Origin of the sequence: Butyrivibrio sp. LC3010, assembly GCF_000424385.1 — a bacterium.
In the GTDB taxonomy this organism is placed as follows: domain Bacteria; phylum Bacillota; class Clostridia; order Lachnospirales; family Lachnospiraceae; genus Butyrivibrio.
Genome location: NZ_AUJU01000001.1, coordinates 1 through 23,614, shown reverse-complemented (window position 1 = coordinate 23,614; position 23,614 = coordinate 1). Strand labels below are relative to the sequence as shown.

18 protein-coding genes are annotated in these 23,614 nt (G+C 39.6%); 16 read left to right on the top strand and 2 right to left on the bottom strand.

All coding sequences use genetic code 11. From position 1 onward, the window contains the following. The first annotated feature begins 122 nt into the window (after positions 1 to 122). The 9 genes from ftsH to G622_RS0100050 all read left to right on the top strand — a co-directional run bounded on the left by ftsH (position 123) and on the right by G622_RS0100050 (position 10,529). Entirely contained in the window at positions 123 to 2,411 is a 2,289-nt protein-coding gene (gene ftsH / locus G622_RS0100090) for an ATP-dependent zinc metalloprotease FtsH (RefSeq protein ID WP_026508988.1), read from the top strand. Positions 2,412 to 2,472: 61 nt separating this feature from the next. Then, positions 2,473 to 4,350, top strand: a complete 1,878-nt coding sequence (gene uvrC, locus G622_RS0100085; RefSeq protein WP_026508987.1) for an excinuclease ABC subunit UvrC — start codon at positions 2,473 to 2,475, stop codon at positions 4,348 to 4,350. Between the two features lie 48 nt (positions 4,351 to 4,398). Beyond that, entirely contained in the window at positions 4,399 to 5,337 is a 939-nt protein-coding gene (gene hprK, locus G622_RS0100080) for an HPr(Ser) kinase/phosphatase (RefSeq protein WP_026508986.1), read from the top strand. A gap of 26 nt (positions 5,338 to 5,363) precedes the next feature. Further along, positions 5,364 to 6,332, top strand: coding sequence for an ROK family glucokinase (locus G622_RS0100075; protein ID WP_242832924.1), 969 nt, complete (start codon positions 5,364 to 5,366; stop codon positions 6,330 to 6,332). After that, positions 6,329 to 7,261, top strand: a complete 933-nt coding sequence (murB, locus tag G622_RS0100070; protein ID WP_026508984.1) for a UDP-N-acetylmuramate dehydrogenase — start codon at positions 6,329 to 6,331, stop codon at positions 7,259 to 7,261. Before G622_RS0100075 ends, murB begins: the two co-directional genes overlap by 4 nt. Beyond that, the gene (gene rapZ / locus G622_RS0100065; protein WP_026508983.1) at positions 7,258 to 8,121 is read left to right on the top strand and encodes an RNase adapter RapZ; all 864 of its coding nucleotides are present in this window, start codon (positions 7,258 to 7,260) and stop codon (positions 8,119 to 8,121) included. The genes murB and rapZ overlap by 4 nt, the downstream gene beginning before the upstream one ends. 5 nt (positions 8,122 to 8,126) lie before the next feature. After that, a complete protein-coding gene (gene whiA / locus G622_RS0100060; RefSeq protein ID WP_026508982.1) occupies positions 8,127 to 9,071 on the top strand; it encodes a DNA-binding protein WhiA in 945 nt (314 codons plus the stop codon). A 36-nt stretch (positions 9,072 to 9,107) separates the two neighbouring features. Next, the gene (locus G622_RS0100055) at positions 9,108 to 9,374 is read left to right on the top strand and encodes an HPr family phosphocarrier protein (protein WP_026508981.1); all 267 of its coding nucleotides are present in this window, start codon (positions 9,108 to 9,110) and stop codon (positions 9,372 to 9,374) included. Positions 9,375 to 9,626: 252 nt separating this feature from the next. Continuing rightward, positions 9,627 to 10,529, top strand: coding sequence for a diacylglycerol/lipid kinase family protein (locus tag G622_RS0100050; RefSeq protein WP_026508980.1), 903 nt, complete (start codon positions 9,627 to 9,629; stop codon positions 10,527 to 10,529). 210 nt (positions 10,530 to 10,739) lie between these two features. Here the strand turns inward: G622_RS0100050 and G622_RS0100045 are convergent, their stop codons facing one another. Then, positions 10,740 to 11,267, bottom strand: a complete 528-nt coding sequence (locus G622_RS0100045; RefSeq protein WP_044914079.1) for a peptidylprolyl isomerase — start codon at positions 11,265 to 11,267, stop codon at positions 10,740 to 10,742. A 104-nt stretch (positions 11,268 to 11,371) separates the two neighbouring features. On the opposite strand from G622_RS0100045, the gene G622_RS24155 reads away from it, so the two are divergent. The 6 genes from G622_RS24155 (at position 11,372) to mgtE (ending at position 20,139) form a co-directional block, all read left to right on the top strand. Further along, on the top strand, positions 11,372 to 12,316 hold the full coding sequence (locus tag G622_RS24155) for a GNAT family N-acetyltransferase (RefSeq protein WP_049945617.1): 945 nt from the start codon (positions 11,372 to 11,374) through the stop codon (positions 12,314 to 12,316). 72 nt (positions 12,317 to 12,388) lie between these two features. After that, entirely contained in the window at positions 12,389 to 14,398 is a 2,010-nt protein-coding gene (locus G622_RS21085; protein ID WP_155831383.1) for a Na/Pi cotransporter family protein, read from the top strand. 42 nt (positions 14,399 to 14,440) lie between these two features. Next, complete coding sequence (gene hypB / locus G622_RS0100030) at positions 14,441 to 15,106, top strand: hydrogenase nickel incorporation protein HypB (RefSeq protein ID WP_044914080.1); 666 nt, start codon at positions 14,441 to 14,443, stop codon at positions 15,104 to 15,106. 28 nt (positions 15,107 to 15,134) lie between these two features. After that, complete coding sequence (gene pflA / locus G622_RS0100025) at positions 15,135 to 15,869, top strand: pyruvate formate-lyase-activating protein (protein WP_026508977.1); 735 nt, start codon at positions 15,135 to 15,137, stop codon at positions 15,867 to 15,869. 289 nt (positions 15,870 to 16,158) lie between these two features. Further along, positions 16,159 to 18,423, top strand: coding sequence for a formate C-acetyltransferase (pflB, locus tag G622_RS0100020; RefSeq protein WP_026508976.1), 2,265 nt, complete (start codon positions 16,159 to 16,161; stop codon positions 18,421 to 18,423). Between the two features lie 360 nt (positions 18,424 to 18,783). Next, complete coding sequence (gene mgtE / locus G622_RS0100015; protein WP_026508975.1) at positions 18,784 to 20,139, top strand: magnesium transporter; 1,356 nt, start codon at positions 18,784 to 18,786, stop codon at positions 20,137 to 20,139. 101 nt (positions 20,140 to 20,240) lie between these two features. On the opposite strand, the gene G622_RS0100010 is transcribed toward mgtE, so the two are convergent. Beyond that, positions 20,241 to 22,241, bottom strand: coding sequence for a right-handed parallel beta-helix repeat-containing protein (locus G622_RS0100010; RefSeq protein WP_026508974.1), 2,001 nt, complete (start codon positions 22,239 to 22,241; stop codon positions 20,241 to 20,243). Between the two features lie 266 nt (positions 22,242 to 22,507). On the opposite strand from G622_RS0100010, the gene G622_RS0100005 reads away from it, so the two are divergent. Next, the gene (locus G622_RS0100005) at positions 22,508 to 23,416 is read left to right on the top strand and encodes an ABC transporter permease subunit (RefSeq protein WP_026508973.1); all 909 of its coding nucleotides are present in this window, start codon (positions 22,508 to 22,510) and stop codon (positions 23,414 to 23,416) included. Positions 23,417 to 23,614: the final 198 nt, after the last annotated feature.

Below are 23,614 nucleotides of genomic sequence, written 5' to 3'. Positions count from 1 at the left end.
AACAATGCGTTTTAAGTTTATAAAAATTTAATAATTGTGTCCTCAATTTCACATGTGCACAATTGATTTATGATTTTGTTATACTTATAATAGAACGAAATACAATATTTAAGAGGTAAGCAATGGATAACAATTATAACAACAATAATGGATCCGGAGGAGGAGATAACGGTCCCAAGAAGCAAAATATATTGCTTTTGGTTGTCGCTGCTCTGGTTACAGTACTCTTTATGACATATTTCATGCGAGCAGTAACTTCTACCAGTAACAAGGAGGTTACATATTCTGAATTTATTCAGATGATCGCTGAAAAGAAAGTTGAGAGCGTAGTAATAGAGGATGACAGGATAACAATTATCCCCAAAGTAAGTTCTGATCAACTTAAATACAATCCTTTTTACGGATCTACTACCGTAATGAATTATTACACAGGAAAAGCGGAGGATGATTCCACTCTTACAAAGAGACTTTTGGATGCAGGCATACCGGTAAGCAGTGAAGTACCTGATTCCTCCAGCGCTATTATTTCATTTGCAGTATATTATGTTCTTCCAATACTGCTGATGTGGCTCATCCTGTCATTCGTATTCAGACGTATGTCTAAAGGCGGTGGCCCCCTTGGTATCGGTAAAAACAATGCAAAGGTTTACATGCAGAGAGAGACAGGGGTTACATTTAAGGATGTTGCCGGAGAGGATGAAGCAAAAGAATCCCTTGTTGAGGTTGTTGATTTCCTTCACAATCCCGGAAGATATGTGAAAATCGGTGCAAAGCTTCCAAAGGGTGCACTGCTTGTGGGACCTCCCGGAACAGGTAAGACACTTCTTGCAAAAGCAGTAGCCGGAGAGGCGCATGTTCCTTTCTATTCTCTTGCGGGTTCAGACTTTATCGAGCTTTATGTAGGTGTCGGTGCAAGCCGTGTTCGTGAACTTTTTGCAGAAGCCAGTAAGAATGCTCCTTGTATTATTTTCATTGATGAGATAGATGCTATCGGAAGAAGCCGTGACAGCAAGTATGGCGGTGGAAATGAAGAGCGTGAGCAGACTCTGAACCAGCTGCTTTCAGAGATGGATGGTTTTGATTCATCTAAGGGTGTACTTGTTCTTGGAGCTACAAACAGACCTGAAATACTTGATAAGGCACTTCTCAGACCCGGACGTTTTGACAGAAGAGTTATTGTTGATAAGCCGGATCTCAAGGGACGTGAGGAAATACTTAAGGTTCATTCAAAAGATGTCAAAATGGATGAGACTGTAGATCTTAAGGCAATAGCCCTTGCTACAAGCGGTGCAGTAGGTTCTGATCTTGCTAATATGATAAACGAAGCTGCGATAAATGCGGTTAAGGCACACAGAGAATATGTTTGCCAGCAGGATCTTATGGAAGCTGTTGAGCAGGTTCTTGTCGGAAAAGAAAAGAAGGACAGAATCCTCAGTAAAGAAGAGAGAAAGATAGTTTCTTATCACGAGGTTGGACATGCTCTTATCAGTGCTGTTCAGAAGAATACAGAGCCTGTACAGAAAATAACCATAGTACCCAGAACCATGGGAGCACTTGGATATGTTATGCAGGTACCTGAAGATGAAAAATATCTTCAGACAAAAGACGAGCTTGTTGATGACATTATCGTATCTCTCGGAGGTCGTGCTGCTGAGGAGGTTATCTTTAATACAGTAACAACCGGTGCTGAGAATGATATAGAAAAAGCAACATCAATGGCAAGAAGCATGATTACAATGTTTGGTATGAGTGATAAATTCGGACTTATGCAGCTTGAATCCATTCAGAACAGATATCTGGACGGAAACAGAGTGCTCAACTGCAGTCCTCAGACCGAGTATCTTGTAGATGAGGAAGTAAAGAAGCTTCTTGCTGATTGTTACGAGAAGGCTAAGCAGATAATCCGTGATCATATCGACACAATGGATAAGATTGCTCAGTTCCTTATCGAAAAGGAAACTATTACCGGTAAGGAATTCATGACTATCTATCGTGAGGTTGAGAATATTCCGGAACCTACTGAAGAGGAGATAGAGGCTTCAAAGCACGGTAGAATATATGCTACAAGACCTGAATCTGCAGCAGTAGGTGAAAATGTTCCAATTAAGGAGAAAAAACCAAAGGAAGAGACTATTTCATTTCCTGCGGAGAATCAGACAACACCTGATAATGCTCAGTACGGACAGCAGAGTTATGCTAATCCGCAAAGCTATAACAATCAGGTAAATGCTCCTTTTGAAAACATGATGCAGCAAAGAACAGTAGGTAGTATTTTTGAAGCTGAAGTGAATGATGACGGCGGACAGACAATTACTACCGGAAACAGTCAGAATGTCGTATCAGAGAATGATGATAAGGAACAGCCTTCAGGCGGACGTTTCTCACATGTTCCTGATAACTTTGATAAGTAAAAATAATTAAAAGTTTTGTGGGCTGCCGCGCTGCGGCAGCCTTTCTGATATTATAAAGAGTATGGAAGAAAAATTTGACGTTCAGGAAGAATTAAAAAAATTACCTAATCAGCCGGGTGTTTACATTATGAGAGATGAAAATGACACCATAATGTATGTCGGGAAGGCTGTAAACCTGCACAATCGTGTGAGGTCTTATTTTCGAAAAATAGTAGGAAGAGGACCTCAGATAGATCGAATGGTACAACAGATAGCGCGCTTTGAATATATTGTAACTGACTCAGAGCTTGAAGCGCTGGTCCTTGAGAATAACCTTATTAAGGAAAACAGCCCGCGCTATAACACTATGCTTAAGGATGACAAGACTTACCCTTACATAAAGGTAACGGTTTCAGAGGAGTTTCCAAGAATACTGTTTTCAAGACTTATGAAAAAGGATAAGTCCAAGTATTTTGGTCCTTTTACCAGTGCAGCTGCAGTAAAAGACACAATAGAACTCATAAATAAGATTTATGGACTCAGAACCTGTAACAGAGTTTTGCCAAGGGACATCGGGGTAGACAGGCCATGTCTGAATTTTCATATGAACAGATGCTCTGCTCCATGCGATGGGAGAATTTCAAAAGAGGAGTATGCCAAGAGAATACAGGGAGCATTGGATTTCCTTGAGGGAAATTATGCTCCGATAATAAAAGACCTCACTGATAAGATGGAAGAAGCATCTGAAGAACTGAATTTTGAGAGAGCTGCCACCTACAGAGATCTTCTTTCAAGTGTAAGACAGGTTGCACAAAAGCAGAAGATGACTGATCAGGCAATGGAGGATAAGGATATTCTTGCAATTGCTTCAGATGAAAACGATGCAGTTGTGCAGGTTTTCTTTGTAAGAGACGGACGACTTATCGGCAGAGAACATTTTTATATGACACATGTATCTGAAAATCCCCAGGAGGAGATACTGCTGAATTTTGTAAAGCAGTTCTATGCCGGAACTCCTTTTATACCAAGAGAACTTATGCTTCCGGAACAGATTGAGGATATGGACATTATTGAAAAGTGGCTCACTCAGCGAAAGGGCAGCCGCGTATATCTAAAGGTTCCGGAGAGAGGCCAGAAAGAAAAACTGATGGAGCTTGCCGCCCAAAATGCCGCTCTTGTTCTAAGCAAGGATAAGGAGAGGCTAAAGCGTGAAGAAGGAAGGACAATAGGAGCGGTCAAGGAAATAGAAAAGCTCCTGGGTATTACAGGACTTTCAAGAATGGAAGCATATGATATTTCAAATATCAGTGGCTTTGCAAATGTAGGTTCCATGGTAGTCTATGAAAAAGGTAAACCGAAACGAAGTGACTACAGAAAGTTCAGGATTAAATCCGTGTCAGGACCTGATGACTATGCATGTATGAAAGAAGTGCTGACGAGGAGACTGATGCATGGTCTTGAGGAAAGACACGAGCTTGAAGTCAGGGAAATAGATGCAAGATATGGAAGTTTTACGAAGTTCCCGGATCTGATTCTCATGGATGGTGGACGAGGTCAGGTGAATATTTGTCTGCAGGTGCTGGAGGAGCTTGGTATAAACATTCCGGTATGCGGTATGGTTAAGGATGACAACCATAGGACAAGAGGCCTGTATTTTAATAATGAAGAACTGCCAATCGACAGAAGATCAGAAGGCTTTAAGCTGATAACAAGAATTCAGGATGAGGCTCACAGATTTGCAATAGAATACCACAGATCTCTTAGAAGCAAAGCGCAGGTAAAGAGCTCACTTGATGAGATACCGGGAGTTGGTCCTGCAAGAAGAAAAGCTTTGATGAGACATTTTAAATCCATTGAGGATATTCGAAATGCAGATGTGGAAACTCTAAAACAAGTACCTGAAATTCCTGAGAATCAGGCAAGGCAGATCTATGAATTCTTTCATTCCGCTGAATTGTAAAAGCCCAGTGTTTGTGCTAAACTGTGGTAAGTTAGAGGGAGGTATCGAATGTCAACGGTAAAGCTAAAAACAGTTATTAAAAAGATGGAGCTGGAAAATCTTACACCTGAATTGGACATTTCCAGGATAAGGATCCATCAACCTGATATAAACAGACCGGCACTTCAGCTGGCGGGTTATTTTGAACATTTTGAAGCAACAAGACTTCAGATCATTGGATTCGTTGAATATACTTACATGGAATCCATACCGATTGAAGAGAAGGAACGTGTTTATAGGGAGTTCCTTTCTTTTGATATTCCATGTGTTGTTTTCTGCAGAAATCTTATACCGGATCCCGTATTTGTAAAAATTGCGATTGAGGAAAAGGTTCCGATCATGGTAACCAAGAAGCCCACATCATCATTTATGGCAGAGATAATCAGATGGTTGAATGTTGAGCTTGCACCCTGCATTTCTATTCATGGTGTATTGGTGGATGTTTATGGTGTCGGAGTTCTTATTACCGGTGAAAGCGGAATTGGTAAGTCAGAAGCTGCTCTTGAATTAATCAAGAGAGGACACAGACTTGTATCTGATGATGTAGTAGAGATCAGGAAGGTAAGTGATGTAACACTTATCGGTACAGCTCCCGATATTACCAGACACTTCATCGAACTGCGTGGTATTGGTATTGTCGATGTTAAGACTTTGTTTGGTGTTTCGAGTGTACGTGATACTCAGAATATTGATCTTGCAATCAAACTTGAAGAGTGGGATAAAGACAAGGAATATGACAGACTTGGTCTTGAGGAAGAATATACAGAGTATCTTGGAAACAAAATAGTATGTCACAGGATTCCTATCCGTCCGGGTAGAAACCTTGCGATTATCTGTGAATCTGCGGCAGTTAACCACAGACAGAAGATGATGGGCTACAATGCTGCTCAGGAACTTTACAACAGAGTACAGAACTCGCTTGCCAAGAGCCGCGAGGATGATGACTAATAAATTAAGATAGGGGAAGTTTTTGTATGGAAAACCAGGGAAACAGTTTATTGGAGAGCTATGTATTTGGAGTTGATATAGGTGGTACAACCGTAAAGATCGGACTCCTTGACATGGATGGACACAAGATTGAAGTGTGGGAGATTCCCACAAGAACTGAGGACGAAGGAAAAAATATTCTTCCTGATATAGCAGAATCAATAAGAAAAAAGATGGAAGAAAGAGGAATAAAGGATTCTCAGGTTGTAGGAGTAGGTGCAGGAGCACCCGGACCCTTCAGTGATGACGGAACAATTTTTAAGGCAGTTAATCTTGGATGGAGCGAATTCAACATGAAGCATGAGCTCCATGATCTTGTAAAGATACCCGTTAAGTGCGGTAATGATGCAAATGTTGCAGCACTTGGCGAATACTGGATGGGTGGTGGCCAGGGCTACAAAGATATGCTTATGGTTACACTTGGTACAGGTGTAGGTGGAGGAATTATCCACAAAGGAAAGATATTTAATGGTGCAACAGGTGCAGGCGGAGAGATAGGTCACATTCATATTAATGATGATGAAACAGCTACCTGCGGATGTGGTAACAAGGGTTGTCTTGAGCAGTATGCAAGTGCTACCGGAGCAGTTCTTCTGATGAACAGACTTCTTGAGGAGAGCGATGAGGACTGTGTTCTTCGCGGAAAAGAATTCAAATGTAAGGATATCTTTGATGCAGCTAAAAATGGAGACAACCTTGCTAATGAGGCACTTAAGCGTTATGGCGATTACCTTGGAAAAGGACTTGCAATGATCGCATCAACCATCAATCCTGAGATTATCGTATTTGGTGGCGGTGTTTCCAAGGCAGGAGATATTTTATTTGATCTTGTGCGCCCTTCTTTTGAAAAGTATGTATTCCCGGGTGCTAAGAGAACAAAGTTTGCTCTTGCTAAGCTTGGAAATGATGCAGGAATTTTTGGAGCAGCTAAACTTGTTTTGGATTCTGTATTATGAGATTTGATTTAGATGAAAAACTTGCCGGAATACTTCCGGAAGACAGCATCATAAAAAATGAAGATATGAGCAGGCACACCACTTTTCGAACTGGTGGGCCTGCCGATTATTTTATAAAGATAAGCTCCGATGAGGAACTGGTTAGTATTCTCAATCTTTTGAAAGAGATGAAAATGAAGCCAAAGGAAGATTACTATGTTTTGGGAAACGGTAGTAATCTTTTGGTTTCAGATGCAGGTTTCAGAGGGGTAGTCCTGTCACTTTGCGGAGACTTTTCAAAATGCAGTATGACAGGGGATAATCATATAAAGGCCGGAGCAGCAGCTCTTAATGTAGCAGTAGCCAATTTGGCAAGAGACAATGAGTTGACCGGTTTTGAATTTGCACACGGAATTCCGGGTTCTATTGGTGGAGCTCTTGTGATGAACGCAGGAGCCTACGGCGGAGAAATGAAACAGGTGGTTAGAAGTGTATATGCCTTTGATGAAAACGCTTCACTTAGGAAACTTGATCTTGATGAACTGGAATTTGGATATAGAACTAGCATATTTAAAAAGAAAAATTATGTAATTACAGGCTGTGATATTGAGCTTAAAAAGGGCAAAAAAAACGAAATCGAAAGCCTTATGAATGAGCTCAAGGAAAAACGTATTTCCAAACAGCCACTTGAATATCCCAGCGCAGGGTCAACCTTTAAGAGACCGGAGGGATACTTTGCCGGTAAACTTATAGAGGATGCCGGGCTTAGGGGATATTCAGTAGGGGGTGCACAGGTTTCTGAGAAGCATTGCGGATTCGTGATAAATAAGGGGAATGCTACATCAGAAGACGTATATAGACTGATATCAGATATTCAGGAAAAGGTATTTAAATCATCCGGAGTTAAGCTTTCACCGGAAGTGATTCTTTTGGGAGATTTCGAAAAATGAGAATAGTTATTGTTACTGGAATGAGCGGTGGTGGAAAATCCACTGCAATTCACATGCTTGAGGATGCAGGTTTTTACTGTGTTGATAACCTGCCGCCAAGCCTGTTTGAAAAATTTGCTGAACTTATTACTCTGCCTGATAGCGAGGTTCAAAAGGTTGCACTTTGTCTGGATGTAAGATCAGGACAAAGATTTGAAGATGCTCCCAGAGTAATTGAAGAGCTTAGGAAAAGAGGGCTTCCTGTTGAAGTACTCTTTCTTGAGTGCTCAGATGAAGTTTTGGTTAAAAGATATAAGGAGACCAGAAGAAGGCATCCGTTATCGCCTGACGGAAGAATTGAAGACGGAATAAATAAAGAAAGAACCATGTTGGCAAAACTTCGTAAGCAGGCAGATTATATAATTGATACTTCTCAGCTATTAACCCGTGAGTTCAAGGCGGAGATGGAGAGAATATTCGTCTCTAATGAGAAACATAAGAATCTCATGGTTACGGTGCTTTCATTTGGTTTCAAGCATGGTATTCCGTCAGATGCGGATCTCGTATTTGATGTGAGATTTTTACCAAATCCATTTTATATTGATGATCTTAAGCACCTGACAGGTAATGACAAACCGGTTCAGGATTATGTTAAGAGCTTTCCAGAATGCGGACAGTTCCTTGACAAACTGGAGGATATGCTTAAATTCCTTATGCCGGGCTATATAAATGAAGGTAAATATCAGCTTGTCATTGCCATAGGATGTACCGGAGGTCAGCACAGATCAGTTACAATAGCCAATGAGATATATAAGAGACTTAAGGAAGAAGACGATTTTGGTGTTAAGATTTATCACCGAGATTTGAAGCATGTTAGGTGAAAACCATGTCATTTTCAAGTGATGTAAAAAATGAGCTGGCAAAACAGATTGCCTCGCCTCGTCATTGTCAATTATCTGAACTATCTGCACTCATTCTGTTATGTGGTGCAGTCGAATGTGATGAAAACGGCTTGTACACTGTGTTTTTGCAAGCTGATTCAGAGGTTCAGACTAGAAAGTTCTTTACAATCCTAAAAAAAGCATTTAATATAGAGGCTAGCGTGTTCGATAAAATGACTCAAAAGCATATTGGAGGTAAGGTTTATCAACTTGTACTTCAAGGCAGAGGAGAGATTTCTTCTATATTAAAGTCGATTCATATAACTGATGAGGACGGAAATATCAGGACAGCTGAGGATGGAATAAGTCATAGTTTAGTTAAGCAGTCCTGTTGTAAGAGAGCATTTTTAAGAGACACATTTTTATGTATTGGTTCGGTCAGCGATCCAAGTAAGTCTTATCATCTAGAATTTGCATGTGTATCAAAGCAATTTGCTGATGATCTGAAACAGATGATAGAGAGCTTTGACATAGAAGCAAGAATTGTAAAGCGAAAGAAGTATTATGTCGTTTATATTAAAGAGAGTACATCTATAGTAGATATGCTCAATGTAATGGAAGCTCCGATAAGCCTTATGAATATGGAAAATGAACGCATAGTCAAGGAAATGCGCAATTCCATAAATAGAAGGGTTAATTGCGAAACGGCCAATATAACCAAAACAGTCAATGCAGCTTCGAGACAGACTACTGATATATTATATTTAAGAGATCATTACGGATTCGAGAATCTTCCGAAGGGTCTTGAAGATATGGCAAGAGTCAGGCTGCAATATCCGGATGCAACATTGTTGGAGCTTGGGAAATACCTTGATCCACCTGTAGGTAAATCAGGTGTTAATCATAGGCTTAGAAAACTAAGTGAGCTCGCAGACAAGATTAGAGGTTGAGTGAGGCTGCGATATCTGCAGTAAGAGGAGGAATTTATGATCACAAAATCTATCGAGATTAAGCTTCCAGGTGGACTTGAGGCGCGTCCAGTTGCCGAGTTGGTTCAACTTGCCAGTCGTTTTGACAGCACAGTACACATTGAAGCACAGTCAAAGAAAGTTAATGCGAAGAGCATCATGGGAATGATGACACTTAGCCTTAGCAGCGGTGAGGAAGTTACTGTAATTGCTGATGGTTCTGATGAAAAGGATGCAGTAGCAGGAATGGAAAGTTTTTTGATGGGAAACCTGCAGCTTTCTTAATTAATAAATTTGTGGAAAGCACCGGTTACATTCTATATAATGAATGTAACCGGTTTTTTAATCTTATTATGAGGAAATTCCGTTGGTATTTTCTATGACACGTCCCTTGCTATGCAAGGATCTGTTCAAACACGATTAAAAGACCCCGCTTTAGATGTGAACTTGCGGACTTGATAAATTTTAATGCTAAAAATTTAGCAGCGGCGAGCAAAAAGTACTCTTAGTTCAAATTATCGAATTATGGAGGAATGTATGAGCAAAAGAAATATGCTTTTTGTCTATAATCCAAAGGCTGGCAAGGAACGAATAAGAAGTAATTTGCTGGATATTATAGATATTTTTTCAAAAGCAGATTATGAAGTTACTGTATACCCGACTCAGGAAAGTGGTGATGCCATAGAAGTAGTAAGAAACAGGGACAGCAGATATGACATCGTTGCCTGCAGTGGAGGTGATGGAACTCTTGATGAAGTGGTATACGGAATGTGGAAATCTGAGAAAAGAATACCTATTGGGTATGTTCCAGCCGGTTCCACAAATGATTTTGCCATGAGTCTTGGAATACCTTCAGCTATGCATGCTTCAGCAGAAGCCCTGGTAAATGGAAAAGAGTATGCCTGTGATATTGGTGTAATGAATGAGGATACATTTGTATACATTGCAGCTTTTGGGCTGTTTACGGATGTTTCATACCTTACCAAGCAGGATATCAAAAATGTTCTTGGACATATGGCATATATTATAGAAGGCGCAAGACGTTTGTCCGAAATTCGTTCCTATCATATGAAGGTCACAACAGATGAAGGTGTGATTGAAGATGATTTTGTTTTCGGAATGGTTACAAACTCAATGTCAGTAGGCGGATTTAAGGATATTACCGGTAAGCATATCAAGCTGGATGATGGTGTCTTTGAGGTTACATTGGTTAAGCTCCCGGATAATATGCTGGATATGAGTAATCTGATGGCGGCTTTCATAAACAGAGATATCAATACAGAGCTTATGTACTGCTTTAAGACAAAGCACATTATATTTGAATCCAAGGAAAGCATTGCATGGACCAGAGATGGCGAGTTTGGTGGAGAGCATAAATATGTAGATATCAGAAATGAGAATAAAGCCGTGACGATCATGGTTCCAAAAGATAAAAAATAGACGTTTATGTGGACGGGCAGTGAATTTGCCCGTTCATTTTTTGTTCATAAAACGTTAAAAGACTATTAACGCCAGATTATTTCTTAGACATTTATTTTCGGTATACTAAAGATGTCAGATGAAGAAAGGCAATACCAATAAAAATAACTTTTTCATAATATGCCAAGGAAACATGAGTTTCCTTGGCATCCTCCCTTTTTAGGGGCTTTTTTAAAGTGTTTCCGGTTCCGGATAAGTTACTCCAAATGTTTCAACTGTTACTTTTTCCATTACCTGTTCGGTGGTAGGTCTGTCCTGCCAGTCTGTTTCAGTCTCGGCAATCTTATTTACTACATCCATTCCTTCAATTACCTTACCAAAAGCAGCATAGGCTCCATCGAGGTGAGGCGCATTTTTGTGCATAATGAAGAACTGTGAACCTGCAGAATCAGGAATCTGTGTACGTGCCATTGAAAGAACACCTTCAGTATGAAGAAGATCATTCTTAAAGCCGTTCTGTGAAAACTCACCCTTAATAGAATAGCCGGGGCCACCCATACCTGTTCCTTCAGGATCACCACCCTGAAGCATGAAACCTTTTATAACACGATGGAAAATAACACCATCATAGAAATTGTGGTTTATAAGGGATATGAAATTGTTAACAGTATTAGGTGCAATCTCGGGGTAAAGCTCAGCTTTTATGACATCGCCGTTTTGCATGGTAATAGTTACAATAGGATTTTTAGTTTCAGCCATTATTTTCTCCTTTATTATTCATGGTTCATCTGAAATTTATTTATTTCGGTTTTCATGGTAGAAAACTGCGATTAATTATACAATATAGATGAGGTATAGAAAAGTTGCTTAGGGAAATCATTTTTGTCTTAAAATATCAGACTGATGTTAATATCAGCGAAAAAATTAATAGTGCATCTAACTATCTGACAGATCTGGGATTCAAGAGCCGGATAGTTTATCCGGACATGCTTATTCAGACTAAAGAAAAGCTCCTTCTCGGAATTATGGAGGGAACAAGTGAGGACAATCTTGGGAATATTCTTTTTATGACAGATTCTTCCGACCTTGCAGAAATCCTGTTATGCAGCGGAGCCTATGTCGTTGGAATACAGCATGAAGAAAATCAGAGCGAGATTTTTCCGGGATTAAAATATGTATTTACTGATATTGAAGAAGTTGTGGCTGATTCATATGAAAAGGCCTATCAGAGATACGCCAATCTTCCCTGGAATATATTGCAGACAGAGCGCTGTCTGATAAGGGAAACCACAGTTGAGGATGTGGATACATTTTATGAAATATATGCAGATCCCGAGATGACAAGATATATGGAGGGACTATTCAAGAACCCTGAAGATGAGAAAAAGTATACAAGAGATTATATTGAAAAAGTATACGGACTTTTGGGATTCGGAACATGGACCGTTGTCAGGAAAGAGGATGGCGCAATTATTGGCCGTGCCGGGTTTAGTATAAGAAGCGGCTTCAATGATGTGGAGCTTGGTTTTTTAATAGGTACGGAATATCAGCGTCAGGGATATGCCTTTGAGGTGTGCAGTGCAATCATAAGATATGGAAGGGAAATTCTTCAGTTTGAGAAGATGCAGACTTTTGTAAAGGCTGAGAATCTGGTTTCTATTCATCTTTGTGAAAAGCTGGGGTTTGTTAAAGTAGAAGAAGTGGATATAGAAGAAAACATCTATGGGGAGGAATACCATGATGGGATAAAAGTTGAACCATCTAAAGCTCAATTTGGTAAGTATGTGAGAATGGTGCTTGATATTTGACTTTATTTCAGTTACGATACAGTTGAGGAAAGAGGCATATTATTACGTAATACCCAAAAGTAGGAGGTATGGATGAATTCAATGGATTTGTTTTCGTTAATTGCAGGGCTTCTCGGAGGATTAGCTCTGTTTCTGTATGGTATGAATGTAATGAGTGGTGGTCTTACCAAGGCTGCCGGTGGAAAGCTTGAGATGGCTCTGAGCAAAGTGACAGCTCATCCTATCATTGCATATCTGTTTGGTGTAGGAGTTACTGCACTTGTTCAGTCATCTTCAGCATCAACTGTAATGGTTGTTGGTCTTGTTAACTCAGGGATAATGACACTTAAGGAAGCTGTCAATATTATTCTTGGAGCGAATCTTGGTACAACCTTTACCGCATGGTTGCTGAGTTTGAATGCTATAAGCAGCGACAATTTTCTTATTAATCTTTTAAAGCCAACTTCATTTACTCCATTCTTAGCAATAATCGGTATAGTTCTTTACATGTTTTCAAAGAATGATAAAAAGAATAATATTGGTCTAATACTTATTGGTTTTTCTGTTCTGATGTACGGAATGAGTATGATGTCAGGGGCTGTATCACCGCTTAAAGACAATACTGGATTTCAGAGTGTACTTATGACCTTCAGTAACCCTGTTGTAGGATTTCTTGTAGGTATTCTTTTCACTATGGTAATTCAAAGCTCTGCGGGAACGATAGGTATTATGCAGGCTTTGGCTGCATCTGTTCATATTCCATATAGTGTGGCTCTTCCGGTTGTAGTAGGTGCTGAGGTGGGTACCTGTATAACTGCAATTCTTTCTTCACTGGGAGCTAACAAAAATGGTAAAAGAACAGCACTTATGCATTTGTACTTTAATGTGATCAAGGCAGTTTCTTTCATGATAATATTCTATGCTATCCATACAGCAGTTGATTTTGCTTTTATGCATGAGACAGCAGGAATGGTTGGTATTGCTTCAATTCACACCCTTATAAATCTGGTAGCAACACCTCTCATGGTCCCTTTCTCAGGACTGCTTGTTAAGATGGCACTTTCTACTATTCCGATTGATGAGAAGGAAAGAGAAGAGCAGGAGGAGATGCAGGGAATCACAAAACTGGATCCCAGATTCCTCTCAAATCCGCCTTTTGCATTGGAACAGACTAAACAGGTTGCTGTTGATATGGCAAGCTTTGCAAGAGAGGGGCTTGAAAAGGCTATTCCTCTTTTGGAAAACTATGAAGCTGAGGTTGCAGATGAAGTAAGACGCCTCGAAGAAAAGGTAGACAGATATGAAGATCAGCTGGGTACTTATCTTATGCAGATCAACAATCATCACCTTGCAGAGACTGATTCAAGAACACTTTCAATAATACTTCACTGTATAACAGATTTTGAGCGAATAAGTGATCATACACTTAATATTGCACAGATTGCCCGTAACATGCATGAGAAAAATGAACATTTCTCAGCAAAGGCGAGTGAAGAAGTTCGTATTTTTTCAAATGCCGTTAAGGAAATTGTTGATCTGTCATTCCAGTCCTTCCAAAATCAGGATTTAAAGCTTGCTAAATCCGTTGAGCCTCTTGAGGAAGTCATAGATGGTCTTAATATGGAAGTGAAGAGAAGACATGTCAGACGTTTAAGAAAAGGTAAATGCACCATCGACATAGGTTTTAGCCTTTCAGAACTTGGTACGGATTTTGAAAGAATTGCTGATCATTGTAGCAATATAGCAGTATGTCTCCTGGAAGTAAGCGAAGGATTGTTCGATACACATGAGTATATTGAGCATTTGAAAGAGGAAAAGAATCAGGAGTTTGAGATTGCAGTTGATCTCTATGAGAGAAAGTATCGCCTTCCTGCCATGAAGAAGGGCTTTGAGGATGAAGATGTAGATCCTTCATTTATCGAAAACCATCCCGTTATCACAGATCTTATGAATACTGATGATATGGAAATTATCAACGAAGCAATGGGATCAGCGGGAGTGTTTGATAGAGAGAATACTGCCGAAAAGGTAAAAGAAAAGTCTAAGGAAAAGACTAAGGATAAATCTAAAGTAAAGAAAGACAAGAAAAAAGCAAATAAATAGATTGATAAAACATTTTAGATATTATTTTTGAAAGGATTAGTTATGAGTACCAGAGTAATTGAGCTTAAAAGAAGTGTGTTTGAAAGTAATGATGAGAGAGCTGAGCTTCTTAGAAAGGAACTTAAAGATAAAGGAATTTTTCTTCTTAATCTGATGTCATCACCCGGATCAGGAAAGACAACAACTCTTAAAGCAACAATCGGAGCCCTTAAGGATAAGTATAAGATAGGGGTTATGGAAGCTGATATTGATTCTGACGTTGATGCAAAAAAGATCGCAGAAACCGGTGTAAAAGCAATCCAGCTCCACACAGGTGGAATGTGCCATCTTGATGCTGATATGACAAGACAGGGCCTGGATGCTCTTGTTGAAGGAGATGTAGAACTGGCAATATTGGAAAATGTAGGTAATCTTGTATGTCCTGCAGAATTTGATACAGGAGCTTCAAAGAATGCCATGATCCTTTCAGTTCCTGAGGGACATGATAAACCTCTTAAGTATCCTTTAATGTTTAGCATTTGTGATGTGGTTCTTATAAATAAGATTGATGTTGCTCCATACTTTGATTTCGATCTTGAAAAATGTAAAGAATACATTCATATGAGAAATCCCAAGGCTGAGATTATTCCTATTTGTGCCAAGACAGGTGAAGGAATTGATGAGTTTGCCAAGTGGCTTAGTAACCAGGTCGAGGACTGGAAGAATTAATTTAGATAACGAGGATTAAGAAAACCCAATGACAAAAGGAAAAATCCATTCAATAGAGACTTTTGGTTCAGTAGATGGACCCGGAGTTCGATTTATTATATTTTTAAAGGGATGTAATCTGCGTTGTAAGTATTGTCATAACGCAGACACATGGAATCCTGAATCCGATGATGTAAGAACAGTTGAAGAGCTTCTGGACAGAGCTGAGAGATACAAGAGCTACTGGGGAGAAGAGGGCGGAATTACAGTAAGTGGTGGAGAGCCGCTGCTTCAGCTGGATTTTTTAAATGAGCTTTTTGCAGAAGCTAAAAAAAGAGGAATCAATACATGTATTGATACAGCTGCTGAGCCATTTACCAGACAGGAACCTTTCTTTTCACAGTTTAATCAGTTACTTGATAATACAGATCTTTTGCTTGTGGATATAAAGCATATAGATAATGAGGAGCATATCAAGCTTACAGGTAAACCGAATGAGAACATAAAGGACTGCCTCAGATATTTATCAGAGATAGGAAAACCTGTGTGGATAAGACACGTGCTTGTACCAGGAATCACAGATAATGATGATTATCTTAAAAAGACAAGAGAATTTCTTGATACGCTATCCAATGTGAAAAGAGTAGATGTATTGCCTTATCATTCACTCGGAAAGTATAAGTGGGAGCAGCTTGGTATTCCATATCAGCTTGAGGGTGTTGAAGCACCTTCATCTGACAGGATAGAAAACGCCAAGAAAATTCTCGGAGCAAATTTAAGTTAAAAAAGTAACAACTATATACATAAATTATGTTAAAAAAATGCCAAAGTTGACAAAAGTTATCAGCTATGGCTTTTTTTATGGGATTTTAGTTGAAAAGTGAGCCAGTATATGTGACAATACGAATTGGTGTCAAAGTAAAAAAATATATCTTGTGGTTTGTTAATTCCCATATACTATATATAGTAAAACAGGGAAAATATAAACCAAAATTATTTATTTTTGCTGCGATAGCAGCTTTACATAGACTCTGAGGGTGGTTTGTTAACGCAATAGAGAGGAGTGAAGATTTATGAAAGAACAATGGAGAGGTTTTAAAGGTAACAAGTGGACGGATGAAGTTAATCTGAGAGAATTCATCCAGAATAACTACACTATGTACGATGGTGATGAGAGCTTCCTTGCAGACGCTACAGAAGCTACAGATAAGCTCTGGGGTAAGCTTCAGGAGCTTCAGAAGAAGGAACGTGAGAACGGCGGCGTACTTGAGTGTGAGACAGAGGTTGTATCAGGCTTAACAGCTTATGGTCCCGGATACATTGATGAATCCATGAAGGATCTTGAGCAGGTAGTAGGACTTCAGACAGATAAGCCGCTTAAGAGAGCATTCATGCCTTATGGTGGTATCAAGATGGCTGAGCAGGCTGCTGATACTTATGGTTATAAGGTAAATGAAAAGTTCCACAAGATCTTTACAGAGTATCATAAGACTCATAACCAGGCAGTTTTTGATGCTTACACACCTGAGATGATGGCAGCACGTCACAGCCATATCGTTACAGGTCTTCCGGATACTTATGGACGTGGACGTATCGTAGGCGATTACAGAAGAGTTGCTCTTTACGGTATAGATTTCCTTATCGAGCAGAAGAAGGAAGATCTTGCACTTTGCGGATGCGGAGTTATGACAGATGATATTATCCGTCAGCGTGAAGAGATAGCTGAGCAGATCAGAGCACTTCGTGGAATGAAGGAAATGGCTGAAGTATACGGATTTGATATTTCTCAGCCTGCTAACAACGCCAGAGAAGCTGTTCAGTGGTTATACTTCGGATATCTTGCAGCTATTAAGACTCAGAATGGTGCTGCAATGTCAGTTGGACGTGTTTCAACATTCCTTGATATCTATATTGAAAGAGACCTTAAGGAAGGTACACTTACAGAATCAGAGGCACAGGAACTTATTGATCACCTTGTAATGAAGTGTCGTATGGTTAAGTTTGCACGTATTCCCAGCTACAACCAGCTGTTCTCAGGTGATCCTGTATGGGCAACACTTGAGGTTGGGGGACTTGGAATGGACGGTCGTCACATGGTTACTAAAAATGACTATCGTTTCCTTCATACTCTTGAGAATATGGGACCTTCACCTGAGCCTAACCTTACTGTTCTTTATTCATCAAGACTTCCTAAGACATTTAAGAAGTATGCTGCTAAGATTTCAGTTACAACATCTTCTATCCAGTATGAGAATGATGATGTTATGCGTCCTGTATGGGGTGATGATTACAGCATCTGCTGCTGCGTATCAGCAACTCAGACAGGTAAAGAGATGCAGTTCTTCGGAGCAAGAGCAAACCTTGCAAAGTGTCTGCTTTACGCTATAAATGGTGGTAAGGATGAGAAATTCCTTGATAAGCAGGGCAATCATATGCAGGTAGGTCCTGAATATGCACCTATTACATCAGAATACCTTGATTATGATGAGGTTATGCACAAATATGATAAGATGATGGATTGGCTTGCAAGCCTTTATGTAAATATCCTGAACCTTATTCAGTATATGCATGATAAATACTACTACGAAGCAGCTGAGATGGCTCTTATCGACACAGATGTTCGTCGTACATTTGCAACAGGTATTGCAGGATTCTCACATGTTGTTGACTCTCTTTGCGCTATCAAGTATGCAAAAGTAAAGACAATCCGTGATGAGTCAGGTCTTGTTGTTGATTACAAGATTGAGGGTAACTTCCCTAAATATGGTAACGATGATGAAAGAGCAGACGAGATAGCAGTATGGCTTCTTAAGACTTTCCTTAAAAAGGTTAAGAAGAATCATACATACAGAAACTCTGAGCCTACAACATCAATCCTTACAATTACATCTAACGTAGTATACGGTAAGGCAACAGGTGCTCTTCCGGATGGAAGACCTGCATTCGCACCTTTTGCACCCGGCGCAAATCCGGCATATGGCGCAGAGCAGTCAGGACTTCTTGCATCACTTAACTCTGTTGCTAAGCTTCCTTACGAGTATGCACTTGATGGAATTTCAAATACACAGACAATTAACCCTGGTGCTCTTGGACATGATGATGAAGAGCGTGCAGATAAGCTTGTTAGTGTAATGGATGGTTATTTTGATCAGGGTGCTCATCACCTTAACGTTAACGTATTTGGTGTTGAAAAGCTTAAGGATGCTATGGAACATCCTGAAAAGCCTGAATATGCTAACTTCACAATTCGTGTATCAGGATATGCTGTTAAGTTCATCGACCTTACAAGAGAGCAGCAGCTTGACGTAATTAACAGAACCTGCCACGAGAGCATGTAAGTTTCATAAGAACAATTTTATATAAATTATAGATTAAACGAGCAGCAAAGATTTGTTGCTCGTTTTTCTATAGCTTGCATACAGAAAAGCATGCAGATGAATTCAGTTTTTTATTCATTATTTTTACTTAATAATGGTTTTTTTTTCTAAATGTGTTAAACTAAAGGGTGTTCCAAAGTTTCTCTAAACTATGATAGTTTTCAATGAATCCGGAACAGTCTTTTTCAAAATATCCCGCATATCGGGAAATCTCCAAATGAAGGGTGGTGGTTAAATGAAGCAGGACAATCATATATGTAGCGATAAACCTGTGCCTCGAAGTACGAACTTAATTAAAAACCACACCGAAAGGAGATTTCCATGGAAGAAAATACAATCATGGACGTAATCCGTGACCTCATCGAGAGCAAGCAGTATACTAAGCTTCGCCAAGCTTTTGCGGACATGAATACTGCTGATATCGCTGCAATCATGGATGATATGGAAAACGAAGACTCACTGAAGATGTTCCGCATTCTGCCTAAGGACATGGCTGCGGATGTCTTTGCCAACCTTGAAATTGAGGATCAGCAATATATCATTCAGTCTCTTTCAGATAAAGAAGCCGGTAATATTATCGATAACCTGATGGCTGATGATGCGACGGATCTTTTGGAGGAGATGCCAGCCAGTATCGTAAAGAAAATCCTTGCTAATGCAAGACCTGATACAAGAGCAGACATCAATCATCTTTTGAGATACCCTGAGGACTCTGCAGGTTCAATAATGACTGTAGAGTATGTTGATCTTAAAGAGTATATGACAGTTTCTCAGGCAATTGCCAGAATACGGAAGATAGGTCTGGATTCAGAAACAGTTAATATTTGTTATGTAGTTACTAACCAGAGAATACTGGTAGGAACAGTAGCGCTCAGATATCTTCTCATAAAGGATGGAGAAGAAAAAATCGGTGACATCATGAACACCAAGGTCATTAGTATAAATACTATGACTGACCAGGAAGAAGCTGCCAACATGTTCAAGAAGTATGACTTTACAGCCATGCCTGTGGTGGATAACGAGAATAGAATGATCGGTATCATCACCATTGATGACGTTGTCGACATCATCGAAGAAGAGGCAACTGAGGATATCGAGAAGATGGCAGCTATTATCCCTTCAGATAAGCCTTATTCCCGTATAGGAATCTTCGATATTTATAAAAACAGAATGCCATGGCTATTATTTTTGATGATAAGTGCAACCTTTACAGGGGCTATTATTACAAAGTTTTCAGATGCACTTTCTGCATATGTGGTACTTACAGCTTATATCCCAATGCTGATGGATACCGGTGGTAATGCGGGATCTCAGGCAAGTGTATCTATTATTCGTAGTTTGTCTCTTGGAGAGATTGAATTTGCAGATATATTTAAGGTCTGGTGGAAAGAAGTCCGTGTCGCAGTCCTTTGTGGAATAACACTATCCGTTGCAAATTTTGTAAAATTGCTGGTGATTGACAGACTGGCAGTTTCTGTTGCTGCAGTTGTTTGCCTTACACTGGTTCTTGTAGTAATTATTGCAAAGAGTATAGGATGCCTGTTGCCTATGTGTGCAGATAAGCTTGGTTTTGACCCCGCTGTTATGGCATCTCCTATGATCACAACAATTGTGGATGCTATATCACTTCTTGCATATTTTACTATTGCTACACAGCTGTTACATTTAGCAGTCTGAAAGAAATATTAAAGCCTTCCCGCAGTTTGGGAAGGCTTTGTTTTTACAAATTTTATTTAAATGATATAGCCGAAAATAAAACAGCTACATTGTAGGATCGATTAATCTTTATACACAAGTATTTCCTTACTGTTTCCACCTGCAAGGAAAGGTCCGGGAATCGCTGAGGGATCTCTGTGAGCTCCAAAGTAATCTTTATCAAAGGTTATAGGGGTTCCATCGGGGTTCTCAAAGTACTGTTCAGGTTCAAAGGCTTTTCCAAGTGATTCTGTAGTGAGAATATCACATGAAAAATCACCGAGCTTATTGAATAAGTCTGATTTGATGAACCAGCTTCCGGATTTTTCAGTTATTGAAACTGATACCTTGGATTTAGTGTCTACAAGTTTGTTGTTTTCTTTATGATAAACAGTTGCGCCACCAAAGTATGCATTACCGTCAACCCAGACAGGGAGATGACCAAAGTGTGCTTTTGCAAGGCCACCCATATCAGGGTTCTTTTCAAAATCAAACTGATCATTCCATTCCTCATATGTGGGGAATATATCAAACGGAGCTGTTCCTACTACCTCATAATCTGCATCTGCAGCGGTCTTTTCCTTATTTGTAATCTTATATTGCTGAACAAAAATGTTATTGTAAATTCTGTCATCACCGTGAAGGATGGTCATGAATCCGGCAACCTCGGTGCGGTGACGAATGTGGTAAGGAGTGTATCTGGGCTCTCTTTGATCGTTTACAATGCTGTCCACACCCGAATTTATCAGGCTGAAGCTTCCAAGTATAAGGTTGTGGATAACAGCGATACCTTCACTTGGTATAGTAATTGAAACAGGTGAAAGCAGAAGGTTGTTATCAATCAGAGTGGGACCATGGCCAACTTCGATGAATACATCTGTGTTGAACATTGCTCCGGGAGCCTGTTGGATTCCTTCAGGTCTGCAGTTGTCATGCATAAAGTTTTGAGTGACTCTTGCACCCTGAGCCTGCCAGTCAAGCCATACACCCATAATGCAGTCGTGTATATGGTTTCTTCTTATTGTCACATCAATTGCTGCATGGAGTTTAATGCCGGCAGTTTCTGCGCCACCGAGCTGTTGTGAATTGCAGATATGATGAATATGGCAATCCTCAATAGTTGAGAAAACGCCGCCCATTCTTCCAACAATACCTGTCTGCTCACAATGGTGAATATTGCAGCGTCTTACAATATGATGTCCTATGTTCTCCTTTAACCAGCCATGATACTGACCTCTGCAGACAGCATCACGCTCCATCTGGGTAGGACTCTTTACATGATGCTTTGTAAAGTACATATCATTTTCGGGATCAAGATATTTTCCAAGTGAAATACCACAGCATCTGCTATTGCTTATTTCACAGTCTTCAATAATCCATCCTTTACTCCAGTGAGGTCCGATCATACCATCCTGATATGCTGCGGGAGGAGCCCATGTTGTAGCAGCTTTTGTAATATCAAAACCGCTTACAGTGATATAATTGATACCGTTTTGATCAGGCATGAAGCAGTTTCTTCTTACAGTAATCTCGGTTTTTTCTTTGTTGGGATCCAGCTTGTGGAAATTTGCATAAATTACGGTCTCATCTTTGTCCTGCTCTGTATACCATAAATACATTGCTTCCTTAGGATGCCATGCGAAGGGATCCGGTTCGCCTTTTTCACATTCGGACAATGAATCTGTTTCGTACATCATCAGATCATTGATGAAAACAGAACCGGTGTGACGAATTTTAGGTGAAAAATACCAGTCGCCGTAAACGCGCTCTTTATAAGGATTAAAATCACCAAAAATGGAATTACTTATTCTTGCGCTCCAAACAGTACCTTTTTCTTTCTTCCATCCGGTAATTAACTCGGCACCTGTAATAACAGCTTCGAGAGGCTTCTCGGAGCGATATGTAATTCTTGCATCTTCCGTACCTGAATTAACAGGGATTACATGTTCTCTATAGATACCCGGTCTTACTACAACCTCATCACCTGCTTTAGCAATTTTTGCTGCATCATTGATTGTCTTAAAAGGTCTTGTTTCAGAACCGTCACCATCACGAAAAGCATTTGTGTCTACATAAAATATCATTTCTGTCCTCCATTAAACATTAAGCGAGATAAATTGTACACTTTTGAGATAAAACATGTACATATTTAGTAAAAAATAACGAATCATGGACTATTTTAAGCGCTTTAAAAATAATATGTCAATAATATGCATAAAATTAAATGATTAATAGCAATAATTATATGCAAAATGACAATATATGAATAGACCAGCATGATTTGAAGAGGCTAATATTTAAATGTATTCTAGTGAGTTTTTCTAAAGCTCGATAAACAGGGAGGTGCCAATTGACAAAGAAAAAAGCGTATTCATTTCAACTTTTCCTATTAGTGCTTCCATTTATAGTGTTGGTTTTACTATTTAGTTATTACCCGCTTTATGGATGGTTGTATGCATTCTATGATTATAAGCCACCAAAAACTTTGGCAAACAGTGCTTTTGTCGGTTTTAAATGGTTTGCTTCACTTGTTAGTAGTGATGTAAAGGTAAAACAGCTCATACAGGTATTGAAAAACACATTCGCAATGAGTGGTCTTACACTTGGAACAAGCTGGTTACCAATGCTTTTCGCTGTATTTCTTAATGAAATTAAAGGTGTCAAGTTTAGAAAATTCGTTCAGACAGTAACGACTCTTCCTAACTTTGTAAGCTGGGTAATGGTTTATTCAATAGCATTCTCACTGTTTAACAGTACCGGAATGATGAATTCACTTCTTACAAAGGCAGGTTTGATCACGACTCCGATACTTTTCCTTCAATCCTCATCACATGTATGGTTTACACAGTGGTTATGGCTTACCTGGAAAAATCTCGGATGGGCAGCAATCATGTATATTGCAGCAATCTCCAGTATAGATGATGAACTGATTCAGGCAGCAAGAGTAGATGGTGCCACAAGAATGCAGATCATTTGGAATATAACAATACCAAGTCTGCTCCCTACATATTTTGTACTTCTTGTATTAAATGTAGCGAATTTCCTGAACAACGGAATGGAACAATACTACGTTTTCCAGAATGCATTTAATAAGGATTATATTCAGGTTCTTGATCTGTATGTTTATAACATGGCAATGGGAAGTGGTGGTTATTCAGTTTCAGTTGCGATAAGTATGCTGAAGAGTCTTGTCAGCCTTGTACTTTTATTCGTAGTTAACAGAGCCTCCAAGTCAATTCGCGGTGAGAGTATTCTGTAGATAGTGTCAAATAATCTATGAAAAAACTGGGTCAAAAAAATAGGCTCAGATGAACCTTGAAAAATGCAGATATTTAGATTGAGGTAGCCGGACGCCACCCTTGACAGCACAAAAAATAACTGCTGACGGTTAATCACCGACGGCGAAGAACTCAAGAACAATCAGATTTTCTCCGTCGTTTGCAGCAGTGTAGCAGTT

Bases quoted from the DNA above. Each gene is read 5' to 3' on its own strand.
- ftsH (WP_026508988.1), top strand. From the start codon at position 123: ATGGATAACAATTATAACAACAATAATGGATCCGGAGGAGGAGATAAC.
- uvrC (WP_026508987.1), top strand. From the start codon at position 2,473: ATGGAAGAAAAATTTGACGTTCAGGAAGAATTAAAAAAATTACCTAAT.
- hprK (WP_026508986.1), top strand. From the start codon at position 4,399: ATGTCAACGGTAAAGCTAAAAACAGTTATTAAAAAGATGGAGCTGGAA.
- G622_RS0100075 (WP_242832924.1), top strand. From the start codon at position 5,364: ATGGAAAACCAGGGAAACAGTTTATTGGAGAGCTATGTATTTGGAGTT.
- murB (WP_026508984.1), top strand. From the start codon at position 6,329: ATGAGATTTGATTTAGATGAAAAACTTGCCGGAATACTTCCGGAAGAC.
- rapZ (WP_026508983.1), top strand. From the start codon at position 7,258: ATGAGAATAGTTATTGTTACTGGAATGAGCGGTGGTGGAAAATCCACT.
- whiA (WP_026508982.1), top strand. From the start codon at position 8,127: ATGTCATTTTCAAGTGATGTAAAAAATGAGCTGGCAAAACAGATTGCC.
- G622_RS0100055 (WP_026508981.1), top strand. From the start codon at position 9,108: ATGATCACAAAATCTATCGAGATTAAGCTTCCAGGTGGACTTGAGGCG.
- G622_RS0100050 (WP_026508980.1), top strand. From the start codon at position 9,627: ATGAGCAAAAGAAATATGCTTTTTGTCTATAATCCAAAGGCTGGCAAG.
- G622_RS0100045 (WP_044914079.1), bottom strand. From the start codon at position 11,267: ATGGCTGAAACTAAAAATCCTATTGTAACTATTACCATGCAAAACGGC.
- G622_RS21085 (WP_155831383.1), top strand. From the start codon at position 12,389: ATGAATTCAATGGATTTGTTTTCGTTAATTGCAGGGCTTCTCGGAGGA.
- hypB (WP_044914080.1), top strand. From the start codon at position 14,441: ATGAGTACCAGAGTAATTGAGCTTAAAAGAAGTGTGTTTGAAAGTAAT.
- pflA (WP_026508977.1), top strand. From the start codon at position 15,135: ATGACAAAAGGAAAAATCCATTCAATAGAGACTTTTGGTTCAGTAGAT.
- pflB (WP_026508976.1), top strand. From the start codon at position 16,159: ATGAAAGAACAATGGAGAGGTTTTAAAGGTAACAAGTGGACGGATGAA.
- mgtE (WP_026508975.1), top strand. From the start codon at position 18,784: ATGGAAGAAAATACAATCATGGACGTAATCCGTGACCTCATCGAGAGC.
- G622_RS0100010 (WP_026508974.1), bottom strand. From the start codon at position 22,241: ATGATATTTTATGTAGACACAAATGCTTTTCGTGATGGTGACGGTTCT.